At 48.6% G+C, this 18,715-nt stretch carries 23 protein-coding genes; 15 read left to right on the top strand and 8 right to left on the bottom strand.

The window, feature by feature from the left end; genetic code table 11:
* Positions 1-197: 197 nt before the first annotated feature.
* On the bottom strand, positions 198-902 hold the full coding sequence (locus QMA35_RS00210; protein ID WP_281645104.1) for a VTT domain-containing protein: 705 nt from the start codon (positions 900-902) through the stop codon (positions 198-200).
* A gap of 48 nt (positions 903-950) precedes the next feature.
* Here QMA35_RS00210 and QMA35_RS00205 point away from each other — a divergent pair, with 48 nt between their 5' ends.
* Together QMA35_RS00205 and QMA35_RS00200 are read left to right on the top strand one after the other, a co-directional pair.
* Positions 951-1,685 (top strand): FAD-binding oxidoreductase, encoded by a 735-nt coding sequence (locus tag QMA35_RS00205; RefSeq protein ID WP_281645103.1) that lies wholly within the window; start codon positions 951-953, stop codon positions 1,683-1,685.
* 76 nt (positions 1,686-1,761) lie between these two features.
* Complete coding sequence (locus QMA35_RS00200; protein WP_281645102.1) at positions 1,762-2,586, top strand: SDR family oxidoreductase; 825 nt, start codon at positions 1,762-1,764, stop codon at positions 2,584-2,586.
* On the opposite strand, the gene QMA35_RS00195 is transcribed toward QMA35_RS00200, so the two are convergent.
* Positions 2,563-3,858: a bifunctional DedA family/phosphatase PAP2 family protein gene (locus tag QMA35_RS00195; RefSeq protein WP_281645101.1), complete on the bottom strand. Its 1,296-nt coding sequence runs from the start codon at positions 3,856-3,858 to the stop codon at positions 2,563-2,565. The genes QMA35_RS00200 and QMA35_RS00195 overlap by 24 nt on opposite strands.
* Positions 3,859-3,943: 85 nt before the next feature.
* Here QMA35_RS00195 and QMA35_RS00190 point away from each other — a divergent pair, with 85 nt between their 5' ends.
* Positions 3,944-4,825: a class I SAM-dependent methyltransferase gene (locus QMA35_RS00190; RefSeq protein WP_281645100.1), complete on the top strand. Its 882-nt coding sequence runs from the start codon at positions 3,944-3,946 to the stop codon at positions 4,823-4,825.
* Between the two features lie 28 nt (positions 4,826-4,853).
* Here QMA35_RS00190 and QMA35_RS00185 read toward each other — a convergent pair whose 3' ends face one another.
* Both QMA35_RS00185 and QMA35_RS00180 read right to left on the bottom strand, forming a co-directional pair.
* A complete protein-coding gene (locus tag QMA35_RS00185) occupies positions 4,854-6,137 on the bottom strand; it encodes an alpha/beta hydrolase (RefSeq protein ID WP_281645099.1) in 1,284 nt (427 codons plus the stop codon).
* 196 nt (positions 6,138-6,333) lie between these two features.
* The gene (locus tag QMA35_RS00180; protein ID WP_281645098.1) at positions 6,334-6,600 is read right to left on the bottom strand and encodes a hypothetical protein; all 267 of its coding nucleotides are present in this window, start codon (positions 6,598-6,600) and stop codon (positions 6,334-6,336) included.
* Between the two features lie 136 nt (positions 6,601-6,736).
* On the opposite strand from QMA35_RS00180, the gene QMA35_RS00175 reads away from it, so the two are divergent.
* From QMA35_RS00175 to QMA35_RS00130, 10 genes are all read left to right on the top strand, one after another.
* Entirely contained in the window at positions 6,737-7,687 is a 951-nt protein-coding gene (locus tag QMA35_RS00175) for a D-alanine--D-alanine ligase (protein ID WP_281645097.1), read from the top strand.
* A gap of 64 nt (positions 7,688-7,751) precedes the next feature.
* Positions 7,752-8,435, top strand: a complete 684-nt coding sequence (trmH, locus tag QMA35_RS00170; protein WP_281645096.1) for a tRNA (guanosine(18)-2'-O)-methyltransferase TrmH — start codon at positions 7,752-7,754, stop codon at positions 8,433-8,435.
* 48 nt (positions 8,436-8,483) lie between these two features.
* Positions 8,484-9,347, top strand: coding sequence for an acyl-CoA thioesterase II (gene tesB / locus QMA35_RS00165; RefSeq protein WP_281645095.1), 864 nt, complete (start codon positions 8,484-8,486; stop codon positions 9,345-9,347).
* 153 nt (positions 9,348-9,500) lie between these two features.
* A complete protein-coding gene (locus QMA35_RS00160) occupies positions 9,501-10,556 on the top strand; it encodes a polysaccharide deacetylase family protein (protein ID WP_281645094.1) in 1,056 nt (351 codons plus the stop codon).
* 154 nt (positions 10,557-10,710) lie between these two features.
* Positions 10,711-11,184, top strand: a complete 474-nt coding sequence (locus tag QMA35_RS00155) for a hypothetical protein (RefSeq protein WP_281645093.1) — start codon at positions 10,711-10,713, stop codon at positions 11,182-11,184.
* Between the two features lie 181 nt (positions 11,185-11,365).
* Positions 11,366-11,680 carry a hypothetical protein gene (locus QMA35_RS00150; RefSeq protein ID WP_281645092.1) on the top strand — a complete coding sequence of 105 codons (315 nt, stop codon included), beginning with the start codon at positions 11,366-11,368 and terminating at the stop codon, positions 11,678-11,680.
* Positions 11,681-11,721: 41 nt separating this feature from the next.
* Positions 11,722-12,057 (top strand): cupin domain-containing protein, encoded by a 336-nt coding sequence (locus QMA35_RS00145; RefSeq protein ID WP_281645091.1) that lies wholly within the window; start codon positions 11,722-11,724, stop codon positions 12,055-12,057.
* Positions 12,058-12,098: 41 nt separating this feature from the next.
* Positions 12,099-12,944, top strand: coding sequence for a hypothetical protein (locus tag QMA35_RS00140; RefSeq protein ID WP_281645090.1), 846 nt, complete (start codon positions 12,099-12,101; stop codon positions 12,942-12,944).
* A gap of 58 nt (positions 12,945-13,002) precedes the next feature.
* Positions 13,003-13,353, top strand: a complete 351-nt coding sequence (locus QMA35_RS00135; protein WP_281645089.1) for a hypothetical protein — start codon at positions 13,003-13,005, stop codon at positions 13,351-13,353.
* A gap of 118 nt (positions 13,354-13,471) precedes the next feature.
* Complete coding sequence (locus QMA35_RS00130; protein WP_281645088.1) at positions 13,472-13,708, top strand: YdcH family protein; 237 nt, start codon at positions 13,472-13,474, stop codon at positions 13,706-13,708.
* A 48-nt stretch (positions 13,709-13,756) separates the two neighbouring features.
* Here QMA35_RS00130 and QMA35_RS00125 read toward each other — a convergent pair whose 3' ends face one another.
* Genes QMA35_RS00125 through mpl form a run of 3 tightly spaced genes read right to left on the bottom strand, consistent with a single transcriptional unit; the run spans position 13,757 to position 16,051 of the window.
* Entirely contained in the window at positions 13,757-14,032 is a 276-nt protein-coding gene (locus QMA35_RS00125; RefSeq protein ID WP_281645087.1) for a hypothetical protein, read from the bottom strand.
* A gap of 38 nt (positions 14,033-14,070) precedes the next feature.
* Positions 14,071-14,685, bottom strand: a complete 615-nt coding sequence (locus QMA35_RS00120; protein WP_281645086.1) for a flavin prenyltransferase UbiX — start codon at positions 14,683-14,685, stop codon at positions 14,071-14,073.
* A complete protein-coding gene (mpl, locus tag QMA35_RS00115) occupies positions 14,675-16,051 on the bottom strand; it encodes a UDP-N-acetylmuramate:L-alanyl-gamma-D-glutamyl-meso-diaminopimelate ligase (protein WP_348650917.1) in 1,377 nt (458 codons plus the stop codon). Before mpl ends, QMA35_RS00120 begins: the two co-directional genes overlap by 11 nt.
* A gap of 276 nt (positions 16,052-16,327) precedes the next feature.
* Here mpl and QMA35_RS00110 point away from each other — a divergent pair, with 276 nt between their 5' ends.
* Complete coding sequence (locus tag QMA35_RS00110; RefSeq protein WP_281645174.1) at positions 16,328-16,702, top strand: DNA starvation/stationary phase protection protein; 375 nt, start codon at positions 16,328-16,330, stop codon at positions 16,700-16,702.
* A gap of 202 nt (positions 16,703-16,904) precedes the next feature.
* A complete protein-coding gene (locus tag QMA35_RS00105) occupies positions 16,905-18,170 on the top strand; it encodes a 6-phosphofructokinase (RefSeq protein ID WP_281645084.1) in 1,266 nt (421 codons plus the stop codon).
* A gap of 71 nt (positions 18,171-18,241) precedes the next feature.
* Here QMA35_RS00105 and QMA35_RS00100 read toward each other — a convergent pair whose 3' ends face one another.
* A complete protein-coding gene (locus tag QMA35_RS00100) occupies positions 18,242-18,676 on the bottom strand; it encodes a DUF4124 domain-containing protein (protein ID WP_281645083.1) in 435 nt (144 codons plus the stop codon).
* Between the last annotated feature and the right edge of the window lie 39 nt (positions 18,677-18,715).

Below are 18,715 nucleotides of genomic sequence, written 5' to 3'. Positions count from 1 at the left end.
ATATCGTCAAAGCAGGTCATTAGGGGGCGTTCACAATTAAGCATACAACTCAGTACCCCCAGAAAGCCTCTATCCGTTAGAAACGGCTTGTGATAATCGAGGGTATTCCACATTTCCACATTGGACAGGTCTGAGTTGCGGGGAAGATTTGGGGGGCACCCGAAGGGCATTCGCGAGATGCTTAACTGTAAACGCCCCTAAGTACGTAAATAAATTTTAACCCTGCGCATAACCATCCACACAAGCAAAGCGACAGTTAGAACGCTGCCCACTAGCACAACAATTGTTTCTGTCTGGCCACCACCACTTTGCAGAAGCTCCACCAGATCACGAGACTGGTTACCTATCCACAAAGAAAGTAACGTTCTGGGCAGCATGCCTGCAGCTCCAGCTAGTAAATAGGTACCAAAATTCACCCTGAGAGCAGCAAGCATCAGATTCATCAGGCAAAAAGGCAGAGCCGGAGAAAGACGAACCAGTACCAGCATTGCCACAGGTTTTTCTCTCAAATCATTGGCTATTTTTTCTGCCACAGGAAACGCCAGCAGACTTTTCATAAAGTGCCCGCCATCAAGCACTCTTCCCAGACCATAGCCAAAACCCGATGCCAGAATATACGCAAACACAAGAACCGCTGCCCCCTGCTCCCCAAGAAAAAAACCACTGGCCAAGGCGACAAATGTTGTGGGAGTCAAACCAATCGCCATGGTCAGGCAGGAGGCCAGCACCAGCCAGATTCCGTACTCAGGCATCAAATTGCTAACCTGATCGACATTCAACAGCAGCCAGCTTCCCAGCATAGAGCTGAATAACAGCGGCATAACAGAGAAGATAACCAGCGCAGATGCCAGAATACGGTTTTCCTTCAAGAAGGAGCGGAAATGGGGAGGAATAACGTTCATCCCCCGATTATGCCATGCTATAGATATTCGTCGATTAAGGATTCACTCATGGCCAGACCGGTATATGAACTTGAACTGGTAGAATCCACCCATCTGGCCATCAGCACTCTGGGGCTGGTATTTCATGTTGATAATCCACCCGAATTTGAAGCTGGGCAGTTTGTTTCCCTACTGTTTGAACACAATGCTGAAAGTCTCAAGCGCAGCTACAGTATTGCCAGCTCACCAGATAAGCTACGCAACGAATGTTTGCTGGAAATAGCGATTGGTCTAGTCCCTGGTGGCGCTGCCAGTGAGCATTTTGCCAACGCAAAGGTGGGAGACAAGTTTCAGATGTCTGGCCCTTTTGGCGCTTTAACATTGCCGAAAGACATGCCTGAACGCCTGATAATGGTTGGCACAGGAACTGGCGTAGCGCCTTACCGGTCAATGTTTCCTCAACTTGAACAATTAACTCAGCAAGGCATTAAGATTCACATTCTTATGGGGGCTCGCAATCGCGGTAATATTTTCTACCGGGAAGACTTCCAGTCTCTGCCTGCAAATTCTCAACCAGTCATCTTCGAAACCTGCCTGAGCAGAGAGGAAACAGTAGACCCCAGCGCTGGTGAGCACAAAGGTTATGTTCAGGAACGTCTATCCAAACTTGATCTAACGCCAGAGAAAGATCTTGTATACCTGTGCGGCAACCCACCCATGATAGACGACACCGTGAAATATCTGACCGATCTCGGTTTTGGCCCCAGGCAAATCAAACGGGAGAAGTATACTTTTTCACGGTAATGCCACTCCCGTTAATGCATTCCCTGAGTATTGTGGTACAAACATAGAAGAAAGGTCATACCAAGGGCTGCCAACAATGCCTCTCTTTCGTCATAAAACCGTTGCGATTACTGGAGCCTGCGGAGGCATTGGCCGGGCACTGGCTCTGCGCTTTGGAGAAGGTGGTGCCCGCATAGCCTTACTGGATATCAATAACGAGCAACTGGCTGCATTTACTGAACATCTGACATCAAGAAGCATTCATGCCAAAGAGTATCACTGCGATGTCAGCAACCCAGAGCAGGTTCAGCATTGCTTTCAGCAAATACTTGATGACATGGGCAGCATTGATGTTCTGATCAATAATGCGGGCATTACCCACCACTCCGGCTTTGCTGAAACAGATCCATCCGTCTTCCGCAAAACTATGGATGTGAATTACTTTGGTGCCTTGCACTGCACTCAGTCAGCTCTTGACGGACTCATTGCCAGCCAGGGACAAATCATCACTATGAGCAGCATGTCCGGCTTTGCTCCTCTCTGGAATCGAAGTGCATACAGTGCCAGTAAGCACGCATTGCATGGATTGTTTGATTGTCTCAGGGTAGAACTCCGAGACAAGAATGTTCATGTCATGCTTGTGTGCCCGGGCTTTACTGCAACAGATATTTATAAGAATGCGCTTCAGGCTGACGGCTCAGTCACCAATCATCCATTGGAAATGACCGGCAAAGCCACAACGCCCGCCGATGTTGCTGATGAAATTTATCGCGCCGCAAGAAAGCGCAAGCGGCTTCTGGTTATGTCGAATGTCGACTGGCGCGCTCGCTTGTTTGCCAAATGCCTGCCTGGAATTTTTGCACGTTACCTCGCTCACAAAGTAACGGGGGTGTCGAAGTCAGTGCGCCAGCAAAAGCACTGACAGCCAGAATACACACACCAGTTGCCCAAGGCGCAGCCAGATATGTTCACGTTTCACTGTGAATGGATTTCTGTGTTCAAGAAGGCCCCACAGGGTAAAGCCCAGCGACCCCAGTAATGTTCCGGCGATGACATCGGCTACCCAGTGTTCCCCCAGATAAACCCGGCTCAAACCAGTAAACAGCGCTGCTATTAAACCAAAACTCCACATCCACGGCTTGTATCGTTCAGGCAAATAGCGGGACAAGTACCAGGCAACCCAGATAATCAGGAAGGTTCCATAGGTGGCGTGACCACTGGGATAAGAAAAACTGGTGGCAATGGCCGTCTCCGGGCGAACATCAGAGAACACTGTCTTAAGCAGCTGAACGGCAGCTTCTACACCAAAAGACATCCCAACAAATATCAATGAAGCCTTAAATCCACTGTCACGAAGCAACCAGTAAGCTCCTAGCAACGCCACTGGATACACAACATGAAAACACCCCACCAGGGTGAAAGCTGAAAAAGCTTTGTCCAGCAGCGGCGTATGGTGTAACTGCATCCAGTCCTGAACCGCGTTATTCAGCAGGTCTGCCTGAGGTGACAGGTTCCAGAGGGAAACCAGAACAAACGTACCGAGCAAACCCAATGTGAGTTTGACTATCAACGATGTTTGACTGACTGCCCGCTCACGCAGGTAACGAAGCCCATAAGAAAAAGCGACGGCCCCAAAGCTTAGCGCTGCCAGAATGAAAATAATCTCAAGAGGCAGGTGATGCTGCCAATGCAGGGATGCTCCAACAAAATATCCAGGAAGCAGATAAGCTGGTGCCCAGAAGATAGCAGACAGGATATTAACCAGATAGAAGTAGCGGGCTGGCATGCCCATCATTCCAGCAACAACGGGAATCACCGGACGAATTGGTCCGACAAACCTTCCCAAAGCAATACTCACACCACCGTGGCGATCAAAGAACTGTTCACCCTTTTCCAACCATTGAGGATGGGTTCGAAATGGCCACCAGCTGCGAATACGTTCATGGAAGACCTGACCAACTACAAAGCTGACCCCATCCCCCAGAACAGCGCCAGCAAACCCCGCTAGCAACATTGTCCATACATCGAGCGCACCACCGCCAGCCAGGGATGCCGCGGTAAACAACATCACCACCCCGGGCAGGAGTAATCCGACTACAACGAGAGATTCTAAAAATGCGATAACCGCTATTGTCAGGGCCATCCAGTCTTGGTGAGCTTGTAGCCACTGTGCCATGGTGTTTAAATCTGCCACGCCATTCCCCGATTCATTCTGTCCTGCTATTCTCCGTGCTCTGACAGCAAAATAATAAAAAAAATCCTGCTATAAAAGGACAACTATGTCATCGACCCCTCAGGTTCCTGGCGAACTCAGCACCAGTACCGATACATCCCGCATCAGCATCAGCGCCCTGTATACAGGTCATGTCTGGTATCGTAACGGGCTCTCCTTGCCAGCGCTTTATTCCCGTCTCGGGCAAACTGGTTACTGGTTACTGAAACCTATTAACAGTTTTATTAAGCTGCTGACCGGCGCTGATATTGAAACCTTCCTGCTGGAACGACATAAGGTTATTGATCATAAAGTAGCCGCTTTGATTGAAAAGCACCCTGACCTGCAAATCGTTGAAATTGCCTGCGGCCTATCTCCTCGTGGGGCAAGAATCATGTCTTCTAACTATGCTGGCCTGAGCTATGTCGAAGCGGATCTTCCTGATATGGCTGCAAAAAAACAGAACCTGCTTCAACGACTTGGCCTTTTAAACAACAATCACGTCGTTCAAACCTGTAATATTCTGAACTCAAAAGGCAGCGACAGCCTTGAACACCTTTTAGGTAATCTTGATATAAATCGCCCTGTTTTGATTATTACCGAAGGGTTGGTGAACTACTTTGATCTGCCAGTTATCAGCGATGTATGGCAGCGTATGGCCGAACAGTTGAAATCTTTCCCCGCTGGCTACTATGTCACTGAAGTCTATCCAGACCTTCACAATCATCCCCACTACAAATGGATGAAGAGAGCGAAAAAGGTTGTTGCTCTACTCACTCAGGGAGATTATCCACTTCACTATAACAGTGATGAAAGCATGAAAAGTGGATTCGAGGAGTGCGGTTTTCACAAGGCAGTGGTCAGCAACCCTTCCGATTACTACCAGCTATTGAATATGCCAAAGCTAAAAACAGCGAGTGCTGTTCGTATTGTCGAGTGTACAGCTTAATTGAAAAGGAATACGTTGGCGGAAGCAATCAGACAGCTTCCACTAACTCTTCCTCTGGAACAATAAACTGAGGAATGGAGTCCTGATTGATAAAGTAGCTGTTATCAATCAGATAATTACGGAATTTCTCAGCCTTATTTAAATCCATATGAATAAACTGGCAGCGTATCTCTTCGTCATTCTGCTCCAGCACATGAATAGGCAGTGAGAGGTTAATCGATTCTACGTGCAGCTGCAGGTTTCGAGTTGGCAGTGTTTCCACACTACGTTTATCCAGCGATAAACGACCACCGAAATAATTAATATCTTCAATACGACAGGTAAGCCCTTCCCCTGATTCCGTTTTAATAACACAGGCGCTGTTGCGGATAGGGACAAGTCGCGGACTGATACGCCGCTCAAGAGTCATAGCTCCCCCACGGTCATAAATTCGATAATCATCACAAGTTCTCAGAACATTCCCCCTGGCAAAGGCGAGGAACAGTGCGCACGTTCCCTCCCGGCGGGCAAAGATACTCATGTGGTCAGCATCTTTAATCAGAGCAAATGTTGCCTGAGCACAGTTTAAAGCAAAACTGGCGTTTTCATGGGGCATGGTGAAATGGTCAAGCTCACCTGTTGCAACCAGAGTTGGGCAAGAGGGATACTCCTCAAACCCTTCAAAATCCAGTAATCGTTGCGTATTTTGCAAGAACCTTTCGCGCTCAGCTTCACTGAGACGCAAAACCTGACGCAACAAAAGCTTGCGGTGAACGCCACCCATGCCTGTGCGATCAATGTGATAACCATTGATCATGGTTGATACCGCACCATGGGCGAAATCTTCCATACGCCCGCTTTCACAAAGATGGAAAGACTCTTCCAGCATCAACCGCAAAGCAGGTCGCCCTTTCGCGGTTGTACCACTTAACAGAAGACGATGAATACGCGACGGATGCCTGAGAGCAAACATGCTGGCAACCAGGGAACCGTAGGAAACACCAATAAGGCTTATCTTGGGAACATCAATCTGATCCAGAAATACCTGCACAAGGTCGGCTAAGTCGGCAATATTAAGCTCTGGGGCAAGCTGAAGGTTATTACCCTGAGATGGCAGGTCGACAAGAATGATGGGGAAATGTTCGAGCATGGCTGCAACTTCAAAACGGAAGCTGCGAAAGTTCTGGAATGCACCGGACAAAAACACGATAGGTGTTTTATTTCTGTTTTCCGGGAGTGAATAGGCCTGATATTCGACACGCCATTGTCCGGCTTGCACAACACCAGGAGTGTTGTCCAACTTCCGGGCGGAGAAGTCCAGATCGTATTCCATTATTATTATCCAGCTGCCAGACCACTTTTATTTATTCGTTTTGCCACCCTGCGTGCCAAACGTTTTATTGTGGTTCTTGTTGTTAATTTGAAGGCCTTAAATTGACCCGATTTCGATGGTATACACTTTTTCAAAAAATGTATACCCATCAATGTCAGCCTTCTTTACAGCATATCAAGGAAGGATATTCGCCTGTTCAAGGCATACGATCATTGGCCAGAAAATACCAACCGGCGGCAACTCGGTAAACCAGCCACAACTGGTTTAGCAGCAAAACAAAGTAACCCACCAAAACCCAAAGCAGAATCACGCCGATGATGCCAACGATGAAATTTACCCAGAAAGTTCGAATCTGCCAGTCGTAATGGGCAATCAAAAGCGGATCAATAGCCTTCCTGCGATTCATCCAGGACACGATAATCGCAATCAGCATAGGGAAAGCGGTAAATACACTGACGGCCATCAGGGCATAGCCTATATGAACAGGGGTGCGGTCTGACTGAGGGCGATAATCTGGGTGCATAAATATCGGGAAATTTGCTGACAGGGTACGACAGTCTATATTTCTGCGGTTTGCAAACCAAGTCGGGATAGTTTAGATGTCCGAGAATCAGCCGGTAATTGTTATTCTGTGCGGTGGCCCCTCCCCCGAAGCTGCGGTTTCCCGCCTTTCTGCCGGTCGGATTCAGGGGTTGATGGCCCGTCAGTATGACCACCTTCACGTGCTGGAACTTGACTGCCACGTGGCAAAAGAGCTCGACAGACTCAAGCCTGATGTTGTTTTCCCTCTCCTTCACGGCCCTTTTGGCGAAGATGGAACCATTCAGGGGCTGCTGGATATTATGGGCATTCCTTACATTGGCTCTGGCGTGAAATCCAGCTCCGTAGCTATGGATAAATATTTCACAAAACAGCTATTGGCTCCACTGGGCATCAATCTCGCCCGAAGCCGCCTTCTGCACAAGAGCTCCGGAATAGAAAAAGCAGCTGACAAAACCATCCGATCGCTTGGCCTCCCAGTTGTGGTGAAACCCCGCTCGCAGGGTTCAACTATCGCCATTAACGCAGCCAGTAACCGTGACGAACTGGTATCGGCGCTTAAAGAGTCCTTTGATGTTGAAGAATACGCTCTGGTGGAAGAGCTTATTGATGGCCGGGAAATCACTGTCTCAGTCCTGGATCGTCCAACGCCAGAAGCTCTGCCTGTTCTGGAAGTTCGTACGGCGGGAAATGGCTGGTTTGACTACGACCACAAATATACGCCTGGGCTCAGCGAACATCTTTTGCCAGCTCCTATTCCTGAAGATCAGTATCGTTATTGCCAGGAATGGGCTGTAAGGGTTCATAAAGAACTGGGACTACTCGATATCAGCCGGACAGATTTTATTGTCCCACAAGAGGGTGACCCGGTATTTCTGGAAACCAATTCTATGCCCGGTATGACACCCACAAGTATGCTGCCTGATGCTGCCGAACATGCTGGGCTGTCTATGTTAGATGTGGTCGACTTCATGATTAATAATGCCCTGAACCGCGGCCCACGGAACTAAACCAGAGTATTGTCAGCACATATCATCAGCTCTAAAATCCGGTGTTTCCCCAAAATATCTGCCCATGACACCGGAACGTTTTCAGAAACTGCGCGAAACTCTCGCCCGCCGCCAACCTGACCTCACGGTACTGGCAGATGAGGTTCATAAACCCCACAACCTGGCCGCTATTATCCGCACCTGTGATGCTGTGGGGATACAACAGGTTCATTTGTGTAACCCAGATATTCGTAACCGTCAGCTGCGTGGGCGCTCCATGGGCAGCAGTCGCTGGGTTAATGTTGAGCAGCACGAGAACACCATCGCGGCCGGTAAAACTCTGAAAGAAAAAGGCTTTAAAATTGTTGCCGCGCACTTTTCCGGTCATGCCTGCCCTTATCACGAACTGGATTACACCCAACCCTGTGCCCTGCTTCTGGGGTCAGAAAAACGCGGCGTGAGCCAAGCTGCTGCTGAACTGGCAGACGAGCATGTTATTATCCCCATGCAGGGGATGGTTCAATCATTCAATGTGTCTGTTGCCGCAGCCATTATTTTGATGGAAGCCCAACGACAACGTCAGGAAGCTGGTCTTTACAACGTCAGCCGTATATCTACCAGCGAATACACACACTCTCTGTTTCAATGGGGATATCCGGAGCTGGCACGGTATTGCGACGACAGACAACTTGATTACCCCCAGCTGGATGATGAAGGCCAGCTGATAGAACCCGAAGTCTGGTATGCCCGGGTAAAGTCACAAGAATGACACCGGGCGAATAATAAATATCAAGGGGACACTTGAGCGAGGGGACATATGAGTAAAGTACTGGATGAACTGTTAAGCCTTTTGCAGCTGGAGCAAATCGAAGAGACTATTTTCCGTGGCCAGAGTCAAGATCTGGGTTTTGGCAATGTTTTTGGTGGACAGGTTATTGGACAGGCGTTGTCTGCAGCCAAACAAACCGTTGAGGAAGATCGCGGACTGCACTCCTTCCATTGTTACTTTCTGCGACCCGGCAATGCCCATAAACCGATAGTGTATGAAGTGGATAAATCCCGGGACGGAAAAAGCTTTTCCACCCGAAGAGTCGTTGCTATTCAGAATGGTAAACCTATTTTTAATGTTGCCCTTTCTTTTCAGGAGCAAGAAGAAGGCTTCGACCACCAGCACCCGGATATGCCGCAGGTCACTCCGCCGGAAGAGTTGGAATCTGAGTTGGACAGGGTCAAGAGCATTGCACACCTGATTCCCGAGCAGGTTCGTGACAAGTTAACCTGCGATCGCCCTATTGAACTTCGGGCGGTGAAAATCCCTGATTTCCTTAATCCTCAACCGATGGAACCTGTACGCCACATCTGGCTGCGAGCCAATGGCAAATTGCCAAATGATCTGCGTATCCACAAATACCTGCTGGCTTACGCTTCTGATTTTAGTTTTGTCACCACTTCCCTCAACCCCCATGGCGTAAACTTCTGGCAGCCAAATATGCAGGTAGCCAGCATCGATCACGCCATGTGGTTCCACCGTGATTTCCGTATGGATGAATGGCTGCTGTACAGCATGGACAGTCCGACAGCTGGAGGCGCCAGAGGCTTGGCTCGTGGGCAGATATTCAACCAGAAAGGGCAACTGGTCGCGTCTACCATGCAGGAAGGCTTGATTCGTAAGAAGTTCTAACCACAGCATTGATAGCTTTTGAATATCGATAGCTTTTGAGTATCGACAGCTTTTGAGTATCGATAGCTTTTGAGTATCGACAGCTTTTGAGTATCGACAGCTTTCGAGCCCGGGGTTAACTCCGGGCTCTTTGTTTTACAATGGGTACAGGTTTTGAAAACACGGTTTGCAGCACTGGCCATCGCTTTCGTTATGGCAATTCTCACCATCCGCGCTCAGGCAGTAGTGATACTTCAGTACCACCATATTGACGACTCTACTCCGGCATCAACCAGCACTTCACCAGCACTGTTTGCTGAACACCTTGAGTGGCTCAAACAGAACGAATTCTCTGTGATGCCACTCACAGAAGTAACCGACAAGCTACGCAACAAAGAACCGCTGCCAGATAAAACCGTTGTTATTACCTTTGATGACGCCTACTCCTCAATTTATAAGAACGCGCTACCTCTGCTGAAGAAACACAACTTCCCATTCACAATTTTTGTGAATACCAAAGCTGTCGATAAGCGACAAAGTCGCACTATGACATGGGAGCAGTTAAAGAAAATCGGCGATCAGGGCACAACTCTGGCCAACCACACTGTGCATCACAATCATCTGGTAGAGCGCAATTCTGACGAAACTCAGGGAGCCTGGATCAAACGTATTGAGCAGGATCTAAGAACAGCCGAGAAGCGTATCAAGGAAGAAACAGGACAACACCATAAATTGTTAGCCTGGCCATTCGGAGAAACAGCTCCAGCTCTGGAAAAAATGATTCTAAACAATGGCTATCTGGGTTTTGGGCAGCAATCTGGAGCTGTAAGCCTTTTGTCTAATCCCGCCAAGCTTCCCCGCTACCCTATGGGGGCTGGTTATGGCGCTATGAAAAGTTTCCCATTAAAAGTTCGCAGCCTGCCTTTGTCTGTTTCAGATATCGAGCCTGATTCAGGAATTGCTCCCCAAGATGGCCGAATCGGTCCGCTGACCCTGCATCTTCACCCCGGTGAATGGTCTGCCTCCCAGGTTGCCTGCTATGCCTTGGGCAAAACGCTGGATATCGCCTGGCAGAATAAAGAGAAAACAGAACTGGAAGTGCAAATGCCGGATCAGCTGCCTTTGGGGCGCTCCCGTGTTAACTGTACGGCACCAGGCCCGGATGGTCGCTGGTTCTGGTTTTCCAAGGACTGGGTACGTTTAACAAACGATGGGAGAGCCCTGGATTAAAGTGCCGGATTAAAGTGCCGGGCACATCTGCGACCTTGGTCTGTCACCACAAGGTTGAATAGAGGTTCGACCCTTCCCTACATAGAATCCTCCTGTCACTGACAAACGGGCCCATGAATATGAGGCCAGTTACCCATAACATGGAGGATTAACTATGGCCGCACCACTTCAAAAACAGTTTTCCCCTGTTGGCTATACCAACATAAACACGCATGACTCAGCTCTTCAAACAGGGGCATCAGAAGGTTTAAAGGTAAAAAACACAAAGATGAACATTCAAGTTTCCACGGGTGGTACCTCTGAGTCCTCTACTCCTCAGACAGCCATTAAATCCAGAAAACCTAATAAACTTGTATCTATTTTGTCTTACCTGAAGACTGGCTTTGTAGGGTTCTGTTGTGGTGGTGTTCCCGGTAGTGCTATAGGCGGCGCCATTGGAACATTGGCAGGCATTGCTTTTGGCACGATCAGTGGTGGCACAACCATGCCTTTCGCAATTATTATTGGTGCAACTTGCGGTTCTATCGCCGGTGGAGCTTTCGGTGGCGGAACATCTGCAGCGACCAACATTGCCTGGATGTATACCAACAACCTGCACGAGCAGTATCGTGCCGGGAATATGAATTAATCCCCTGTACTCATACATTCTGAAAAACAACCAACCGGCCGTCAGGGCCGGTTGTTTTTTCTGGAAGAAAACCTCTGAACAAACCCTTTCCGACAAGATTTCCACTCATATACCGCCGCTTCTTGCTGCCCCTTTTATAGCGACTAGGTTTAGAACAAAGTCACAGCTCATCAGGTGTACCATGGACGAGAACACTGTCAAAAAACTTGCGCTGATTATCACTGCGAACTGCCTGCGCAATACGCCTGTCGAGAAAATGAATACATCTGGAGCAATGAGTCAGGAAGACCTGAAAAACCTGCAGAAAGCTATGTCTGACAGAATGTATACCTTCCTTCTCTACTTGTTGAGCAAGCCTGCTCAGGAGTACAGCGCGCTGATGGAAGAGCTTTCCCGTCATTATCCAGCCGACTGGCCTCTTCCTGAACTGGACAGTTCATTCACTAAGATAGCTGGAAACTCAGCCAGGGACGCGGCCCACGGCATCCGCCTTTAAGACTGCTATATTCTGTTTCGGCTTACATGCAGGAGCGGATAATGAAACCAGTCAATCTCTTTACCGAAGCTCCATTTAACCCTGATAAAGAATTTCTCGAACTGCTCGTTGAGCGCCCTGGTCTAAGACTTGAACGCATCGTTTCCCACGGACACAGAACCCCGGAAGGCCAATGGTATGACCAGCCAGAAGATGAGTGGGTCGTACTTCTCTCAGGCCATGCGACTCTGACTTTTGATGGAAACAACGAAGATGTAGATATGACCCCAGGCACCCATGTATTGGTACCTGCCCATACAAAGCATCGGGTGGAATGGACGGAAGAAACCTGTGAAACCGTATGGTTGGCTCTCCATGTAGAGCCAGAAAAAACATGAGGCTAACGTTCAAAGCCTTAATACTGACAGGGATGTTCATTATGTTTCAGGAAGAAACATTTGCCAACGAAATACCTGAGCCGTTGCAGAAACTGGCGGCCCTGCTGTCTATGCCGCCAACTCAGGACTGGGACGAATATCGTCATAGTTTTATACAACGCTGGGGAAGAAAGCCAGATGTAGAACGCTGGCAGATGAAGGAAGTTGGTCTTTCCGAAACCAAGAAAAATCAGGTTATCGCCGTTCTGGATGAACTTGATTTGATATCCCCCTGGTTTCCTAAAAGAAAAACCTATGATTACGCCATCCTGCCGGGTTCAACAGCACCATCCATGAAGGCACGCCTCGACTGGCTGGCAGAGCAGTGGGACTCCGGTGTACGTTTTTCTCAACTTGTTGTCTTGGCTGGGCAGCGACCACTCACTCCAAAGATTGACCGTTTTCCTGAAGTGATGGCAGCCCTCTTACCCAAAAAATCATCACTTCCCGAATCATTCAACAAAGAGAATGCTCCACTGCACGAAACCGAAGCGATACGACTTATCCTTTACTATTACCCTTATCCATCAGAGATGGAGAAAGTGCCGGTTAAGATTATCGACTCTCCTCGGCAATGGCAGGGTGGACACTGGGGTCGCTGCCATACAGCAACAACTATTAAAGACTGGCTTGAGCACTCTCCCAAACCAGGTTCCATGCTGGTTATTTCCAGCCAACCTTCTGCTCATTATCAGGATGCAGTGTTCCGAAGAGAGATGCCAAAGTCATTTACTATTGAAACCAGCACTGCGGGGTTGCCCCCTGGGTACTCAATGGCGGTATTACTTGATGCCGTGGCCACCTGGTTACGCTCTAGCAGCGTGCCTCCATCTCCAAAACATCTGTAATAGCCATATTTCCAACTCTCATCTACTTTTGTGCGTATGCACAGATCAGAAGCCAACGATGGAAATAACCCGCTTACATACAAATGCTGATGGTGATTCTGTTTTAGACGTCGTGCCACTACCAATGGCCCCGGAAGATGAACAGGGACATCTTGCTGCCATATTCCCCACTACTGAAGTCGTGTTTTGCGAGACAGAAAGTGACTTTACCCAAGACTGGCACAATGCTCCCCGCAGACAGCTGGTTGTAGTTCTGTCCGGGTGTATGGAGATAGAACTCCATGGTGGGAATAGAACAACCCTTGAGGCTGGGAAAGTATTACTTGCGGAAGATGTGGGTGGGTCTGGGCATATTACTCGAGCGGCAGGGGGAGCGCCTCTGCGAACTGCTATTATCCCTCTGACCTGATTGCCCCATGAACAACGCCTCTCTGCGCATCATTGATCCAGATCAAGATTCACGATGCCCAGGTGTGCCAATCTGAGGGTGGTTCTTGTAAAACACTGTCACTGGGGAGGGGCAGACAATGATACCAGAAAAGCACGATCTCGCTGATGAGTTCCCTGATCTTAGCGCCCGCCTGAATTCTCTCGATAAAACCAGCCCTGAATTTCACTCCGCCTACAACCGCTACGAAGCTATAGATCAGGAAATCATCCATTACGAAACAGAAGCTGGCTGCTCGGATGAGCATCTGGAAAACCTGAAGAAGCATCGCCTGAAGTTAAAAGATCAACTTTATTACCAGCTTACTCATCCCTGATTTCATAACGATAACACTGCAGCCAGCCGGACGTTTAAAGTCGTCCGGCTAGTTCAACTTCCCTTCTTTAGATAACAGCCAGATCACCATCGTCTCGCCAATATCCGCCAGTTCCTTGCGCGTTAACTGCAGGTTTTCCATTAATTCCGCAGGATGATCAAGGCTGACAAAATGCTTCTGAAAAACCCATTCGCCAGGATCACTGCCTTCACGCTTCTCAACAGTGTCCATAACCATTCCCAGCATTCCTCCGGGGCGCTCTTCCAGAGAAACAAGAATGCCGTGTTTGGCTTTGCGGGCTTGATCCTTTTTCTTACCGGCCATAGGAAACGTTCCTCACGCAGGTGCCGCTCCAGGTAAAGTTACTCCCCCCAACGCGGCATAAGCGCTTGTTCTATGCCCAACTGGTTCAGGATTCGGGCAACAACAAAGTCCACCATATCGCTGACGCTTTCCGGCTGCTGGTAGAAGCCGGGGCTGGCTGGCAGGATAACGGCTCCCATGCGAGTCAGCTTGAGCATATTTTCCAGATGTATTTCTGAGAATGGCGACTCTCTGGGAACCAGTATCAACTGTCGCCGCTCCTTTAAAGCTACATCGGCAGCACGCTCAATGAGATTATTACTGGCTCCCGTGGCAATAGCAGAAACAACTCCCATACTCGCCGGACAGATCACCATTCGACTGGGTGCGCCACTGCCTGAGGCAACAGGAGACATCCACTGCTCAGGACCAAAAACCCGTATCTGACCGTCCTGTGCCCGATAGCGATCGATCAGACAGCTTTCCATCAATTGAGGGCGAGAAGGCAGGGAAACATCGGTTTCCGTTGCAGAAACCAACTGAGCAGCCTTGCTGATCATAAAGAACACATTCCGATCAGCAGCAATCAAGCATTCCAGCAACCTCCAGGCATACTGAGCGCCAGAAGCCCCAGTCACGGCAAGTGTTATTGTTTCATTGTTCTCAGCTTTCATTTTGATCCTTCAAGGCAGCAATCAATTTCTTATGGATGCCGCCAAAACCACCATTACTCATAATCACAATATGCTCATTAGCCCTGCGAGTTTCTACAAGGTGAGCAACAAGCACATCAATATCAGATTGAGACTGAGCAGGAACCGGACTGGTTGCAATCTCCTCATCCAGAGACCAACCCATATTTGGTGACTCAAACCATACAACATCTGTGGCGGTGGCGGTGGCCGCTGCCAGCTGTCCTTTATGAATCCCCATTTTCATAGTATTGGAACGGGGTTCAATCACAGCCCTGATAATACCGCTCTCACCCACCTGAGCCCGAAGCCCTTCAAGAGTCATCGCTATCGCCGTTGGGTGATGGGCAAAGTCATCATAAACCCGTACGCCATCCTCCAACTCAGCTAACAGCTCCATACGCCGCTTCACCCCCTGAAACTGGCCAAGGGCTTCGCAAGCAACTTGTGGAGTCACGCCAACATGCCGAGCTGCAAGCACAGCTGCCAAAGCATTATTGCAATTATGTTCGCCTGTCAGGCTCCAGTTCACGACTCCAGTCTCTTTCTCCTCAGAGATAATTCGAAAAGAGCTGTAATCCCTATTTATGGCTTCGGCACGAAAACCTTCTGAGTCACCAAACCGACAAATGTCACTCCAGCAACCCATCTCCAGAACCTCATCAAGATTCTGGTCGTTTGCCAGAGCAATAACCTGCCCTGAAGGTGGAATAATACGCACCATATAGTGAAACTGTTTCTGGATATCAGCCAGCGAGCCAAAGATATCAGCATGATCAAACTCAAGATTGTTCAGAATGGCTGTACGCGGGTGGTAGTGAACAAACTTGGAACGCTTATCGAAGAATGCTGTGTCGTATTCATCCGCTTCGATCACAAAGAAAGGGGTATCACCCAAACGGGCAGAAATGCCGAAGTTACCAGGAATCCCGCCAATCAAGAATCCCGGAGCCATTCCGGCATATTCAAGAATCCAGGCCAGCATGCTGGATGTTGTAGTTTTACCGTGCGTTCCAGCAGCAGCCAGAACCCAACGTTCAGGCAAAATATGATCTGATAAAAACTGAGGGCCTGATGTATAAGGAAGCCCTTTATCCAGCAAATACTCCACTGCAGGGTTTCCGCGACTCATGGCATTACCAACCACCACAAGATCCGGAGCCGGGTCAAGCTGCTCAGGATCATAACCCACATGCAGCTTAATACCCTGCTCTTCCAACTGGGTGCTCATGGGTGGATAAACATTTTGATCAGAACCTGTCACGGTGTAGCCAGCCTCACGGGCCAGCAAGGCCAGGCTGCCCATAAACGTGCCACAGATTCCTAAAATATGAATATGCTTGCTGATACCTTTCACCCTGATCCCGTTAAGCCGCCCTGGTTACCAAAGCTTTGAAAATTCCATCATAGTGCCATTTGCAGGGGAGATTGAGAACTGCAGACAACCAATCAATAGCCAAACCAACCAATAGCCAAACCAACCAATAGCCAAAACCTATCAGCCTCAAACATTTAAGTCATTTAACCTAAAACAATCACACCCATATACTTCTCTCATCGGGCCAACATCAGCCCCACCAAACAGCCAGTTGAGGGAATATTATGAGCAAGCTACACGCTCTACCTGCAAACCCACAACTTTCACTGGAATGTTACCGGCCCACAATTCCGTGAATTGCACCTGATGTTTGAAGAACATTACACAGAGCTGGCAACAGCGGTTGATGAAATAGCAGAACGTATTCGAACCTTGGGATTCACAGCCCCGGGAACGTACAAAGCCTTTGCCAAACTCAGCTCCATTGAAGAAGTAGAAGATATTCCCGAAGCCAGAAGTATGGTGGAGATATTAACCAAATCTCATGAGCGAGTGGTTACCACCTGCCGGGAAGTATTGAAAACAGCTCAGAATGCTGATGATGAATCCAGCGCGTCGCTGATCTCTGATCGAATGGTTATTCACGAGAAGACAGCCTGGATGCTGCGCAGTATGTTGTAAACCAGAGAGCCTGCACTACTCATAAACCCGGCCACATTGCCGGGTTTATGTTTTCTGTAATCTTCCCGTATCAAGCATGCCAATTCCCTCTATTTCACGTATGATGGCGCCACCCGGCGGCCTGTTAATAACAAAGTTTGGAATGATAACTACAGGAATTTTTTACGTCGGCAATAGCTAAATCTTCAGGAGTTTGCTCGGGATGACCGTCAAAAACGCTTTTTACGCCCAGTCTGGTGGTGTAACAGCCGTTATTAATGCCTCTGCTTGCGGTGTTCTTGAAACCGCCCGTCGCCACCCGGACAAAATCGGCAAAGTTTATGCCGGCCATAACGGTATTCTTGGTGCATTGCGTGAAGAACTGATTGATACCAGCAAGGAATCTGGTGAGACCATTGCCGCCCTGCGTCATACCCCCGGTGGTGCCTTTGGTTCATGTCGTTTCAAAATGTCCAGCATCGAGGCGAATGAAGTCCAGTATCGCCGCCTAATTGAAGTATTTAAAGCCCATAACATTGGCTACTTCTTCTATAACGGTGGGGGTGACTCTATGGACACCGCCCATAAGGTTTCCCTTTACAGTAAACAAATGGGTTATCCCATTACCTGTATTGGTGTTCCTAAAACAGTTGATAATGACCTGCCTGCCACCGATACCTGCCCAGGCTTTGGTTCTGTAGCCAAATATGTTGCCACTTCTGTTAAGGAAGCTTCCAAAGATATCGAATCCATGCACGAAACCTCCACCAAGGTTTTCATTATGGAAGTGATGGGGCGTCACGCAGGCTGGATTACCGCAGCGGCAGCCTTGGCAATGGAAGAAGAGAGCGACCCACCTCACATGTTGCTGTTCCCGGAAGTCGATTTTTGCCGTGAAACCTTCCTGGCCAAAGTTGAGCGTATTGTTGAAAAGCATGGTTACTGCGTAATTGTTGCCTCTGAAGGCACTCATTACGCAGACGGGACTTTCCTCTCTGCATCTCGCACAACCGACGCTTTCGGTCACGTGCAGCTGGGCGGTACCGCCCCCATTTTGGCGCGTATGGTGAAAGACTCTCTCGGTTACAAGTATCACTGGGCCGTTGTTGATTACTTGCAGCGAGCTGCTCGTCACCTGGCTTCCGCTGTTGATGTTGAACAGGCTTACGCTGTTGGTCGTGCTGCCGTTGAGTTTGCACTTGAAGGCAAGAATGGCGTGATGGCCACCATCGTGAGAGAAGAGTCTAACGACGACACCTACGTCTGGAGCATTGGTGAGGCGCCTCTGGAAATGGTCGCCAACGTTGAAATGAAGATCCCTGATCATTTTATCGCCGCAGATGGCTTACACATCACCGAAGAATGCCGCGAATATCTTAAGCCTCTTATTCAGGGCGAAGATTTCCCTCCCTTCAAAAATGGCGTTCCTGTTTTCGTCAAACTGAAAAAAGAGTTTGTGGAAACAAAGCTGGAAAAGTTTGATATCTGATTTATCAGACTCAACAGATCAATGAACCAGGCTCGCAAATGCGAGTCTGAGTTATTAATGGGCATGAATATTCAGCACTTTTTATCAACAAAATCCTGCCAGCGTTTTGTATAGAGCTTGCGCTGATCATTGTTGTAATAAACTCTCTCACCATCATTATTCACGGAAAAAACAGATCCCGCATTCCTGGATCGAACCAGCCGATATCGGGCAATTTCACACTGTTTCGCTAGACTTTGTTCCTCCTTACGAGCCTTTTCAGCAGCTGCTTTTTGTGCTGCCCGGTCACCATCATAAATTTTGAATAGCTTCTTCTGCTCCTGATAAATATCTGCACCGTTGTAACTATTCTGAACATCAACCCTCACAGACTGAGTTTGCACTTTCTGCCCAGGTTGACGATCGGAAAAGTGAACATTTCCCTCAGCATCGACCCAGCGGTACACCTGTGCATAGGATGATGCAGCTAGCAGAAAAGGAATCAGAAACAGATATCTGGCAGACATAAAGACATCCTTTTTTATTGGATTACTTCTTTATACAAA

Source organism: Parendozoicomonas sp. Alg238-R29, from assembly GCF_947331445.1.
Classification (GTDB): Bacteria; Pseudomonadota; Gammaproteobacteria; order Pseudomonadales; family Endozoicomonadaceae; genus Sansalvadorimonas.
Note: the sequence above shows the minus strand (reverse complement) of the source record. Positions and strands in the feature narration are given on the sequence as shown.

Excerpts from the sequence above, each read along its gene's own strand:
- QMA35_RS00210 (WP_281645104.1), bottom strand. The coding sequence starts at position 902 with ATGAACGTTATTCCTCCCCATTTCCGCTCCTTCTTGAAGGAAAACCGT.
- QMA35_RS00205 (WP_281645103.1), top strand. The coding sequence starts at position 951 with ATGGCCAGACCGGTATATGAACTTGAACTGGTAGAATCCACCCATCTG.
- QMA35_RS00200 (WP_281645102.1), top strand. The coding sequence starts at position 1,762 with ATGCCTCTCTTTCGTCATAAAACCGTTGCGATTACTGGAGCCTGCGGA.
- QMA35_RS00190 (WP_281645100.1), top strand. The coding sequence starts at position 3,944 with ATGTCATCGACCCCTCAGGTTCCTGGCGAACTCAGCACCAGTACCGAT.
- QMA35_RS00185 (WP_281645099.1), bottom strand. The coding sequence starts at position 6,137 with ATGGAATACGATCTGGACTTCTCCGCCCGGAAGTTGGACAACACTCCT.
- QMA35_RS00180 (WP_281645098.1), bottom strand. The coding sequence starts at position 6,600 with ATGGCCGTCAGTGTATTTACCGCTTTCCCTATGCTGATTGCGATTATC.
- QMA35_RS00175 (WP_281645097.1), top strand. The coding sequence starts at position 6,737 with ATGTCCGAGAATCAGCCGGTAATTGTTATTCTGTGCGGTGGCCCCTCC.
- trmH (WP_281645096.1), top strand. The coding sequence starts at position 7,752 with ATGACACCGGAACGTTTTCAGAAACTGCGCGAAACTCTCGCCCGCCGC.
- tesB (WP_281645095.1), top strand. The coding sequence starts at position 8,484 with ATGAGTAAAGTACTGGATGAACTGTTAAGCCTTTTGCAGCTGGAGCAA.
- QMA35_RS00155 (WP_281645093.1), top strand. The coding sequence starts at position 10,711 with ATGGCCGCACCACTTCAAAAACAGTTTTCCCCTGTTGGCTATACCAAC.
- QMA35_RS00150 (WP_281645092.1), top strand. The coding sequence starts at position 11,366 with ATGGACGAGAACACTGTCAAAAAACTTGCGCTGATTATCACTGCGAAC.
- QMA35_RS00145 (WP_281645091.1), top strand. The coding sequence starts at position 11,722 with ATGAAACCAGTCAATCTCTTTACCGAAGCTCCATTTAACCCTGATAAA.
- QMA35_RS00140 (WP_281645090.1), top strand. The coding sequence starts at position 12,099 with ATGTTTCAGGAAGAAACATTTGCCAACGAAATACCTGAGCCGTTGCAG.
- QMA35_RS00135 (WP_281645089.1), top strand. The coding sequence starts at position 13,003 with ATGGAAATAACCCGCTTACATACAAATGCTGATGGTGATTCTGTTTTA.
- QMA35_RS00130 (WP_281645088.1), top strand. The coding sequence starts at position 13,472 with ATGATACCAGAAAAGCACGATCTCGCTGATGAGTTCCCTGATCTTAGC.
- QMA35_RS00125 (WP_281645087.1), bottom strand. The coding sequence starts at position 14,032 with ATGGCCGGTAAGAAAAAGGATCAAGCCCGCAAAGCCAAACACGGCATT.
- QMA35_RS00120 (WP_281645086.1), bottom strand. The coding sequence starts at position 14,685 with ATGAAAGCTGAGAACAATGAAACAATAACACTTGCCGTGACTGGGGCT.
- QMA35_RS00105 (WP_281645084.1), top strand. The coding sequence starts at position 16,905 with ATGACCGTCAAAAACGCTTTTTACGCCCAGTCTGGTGGTGTAACAGCC.
- QMA35_RS00100 (WP_281645083.1), bottom strand. The coding sequence starts at position 18,676 with ATGTCTGCCAGATATCTGTTTCTGATTCCTTTTCTGCTAGCTGCATCA.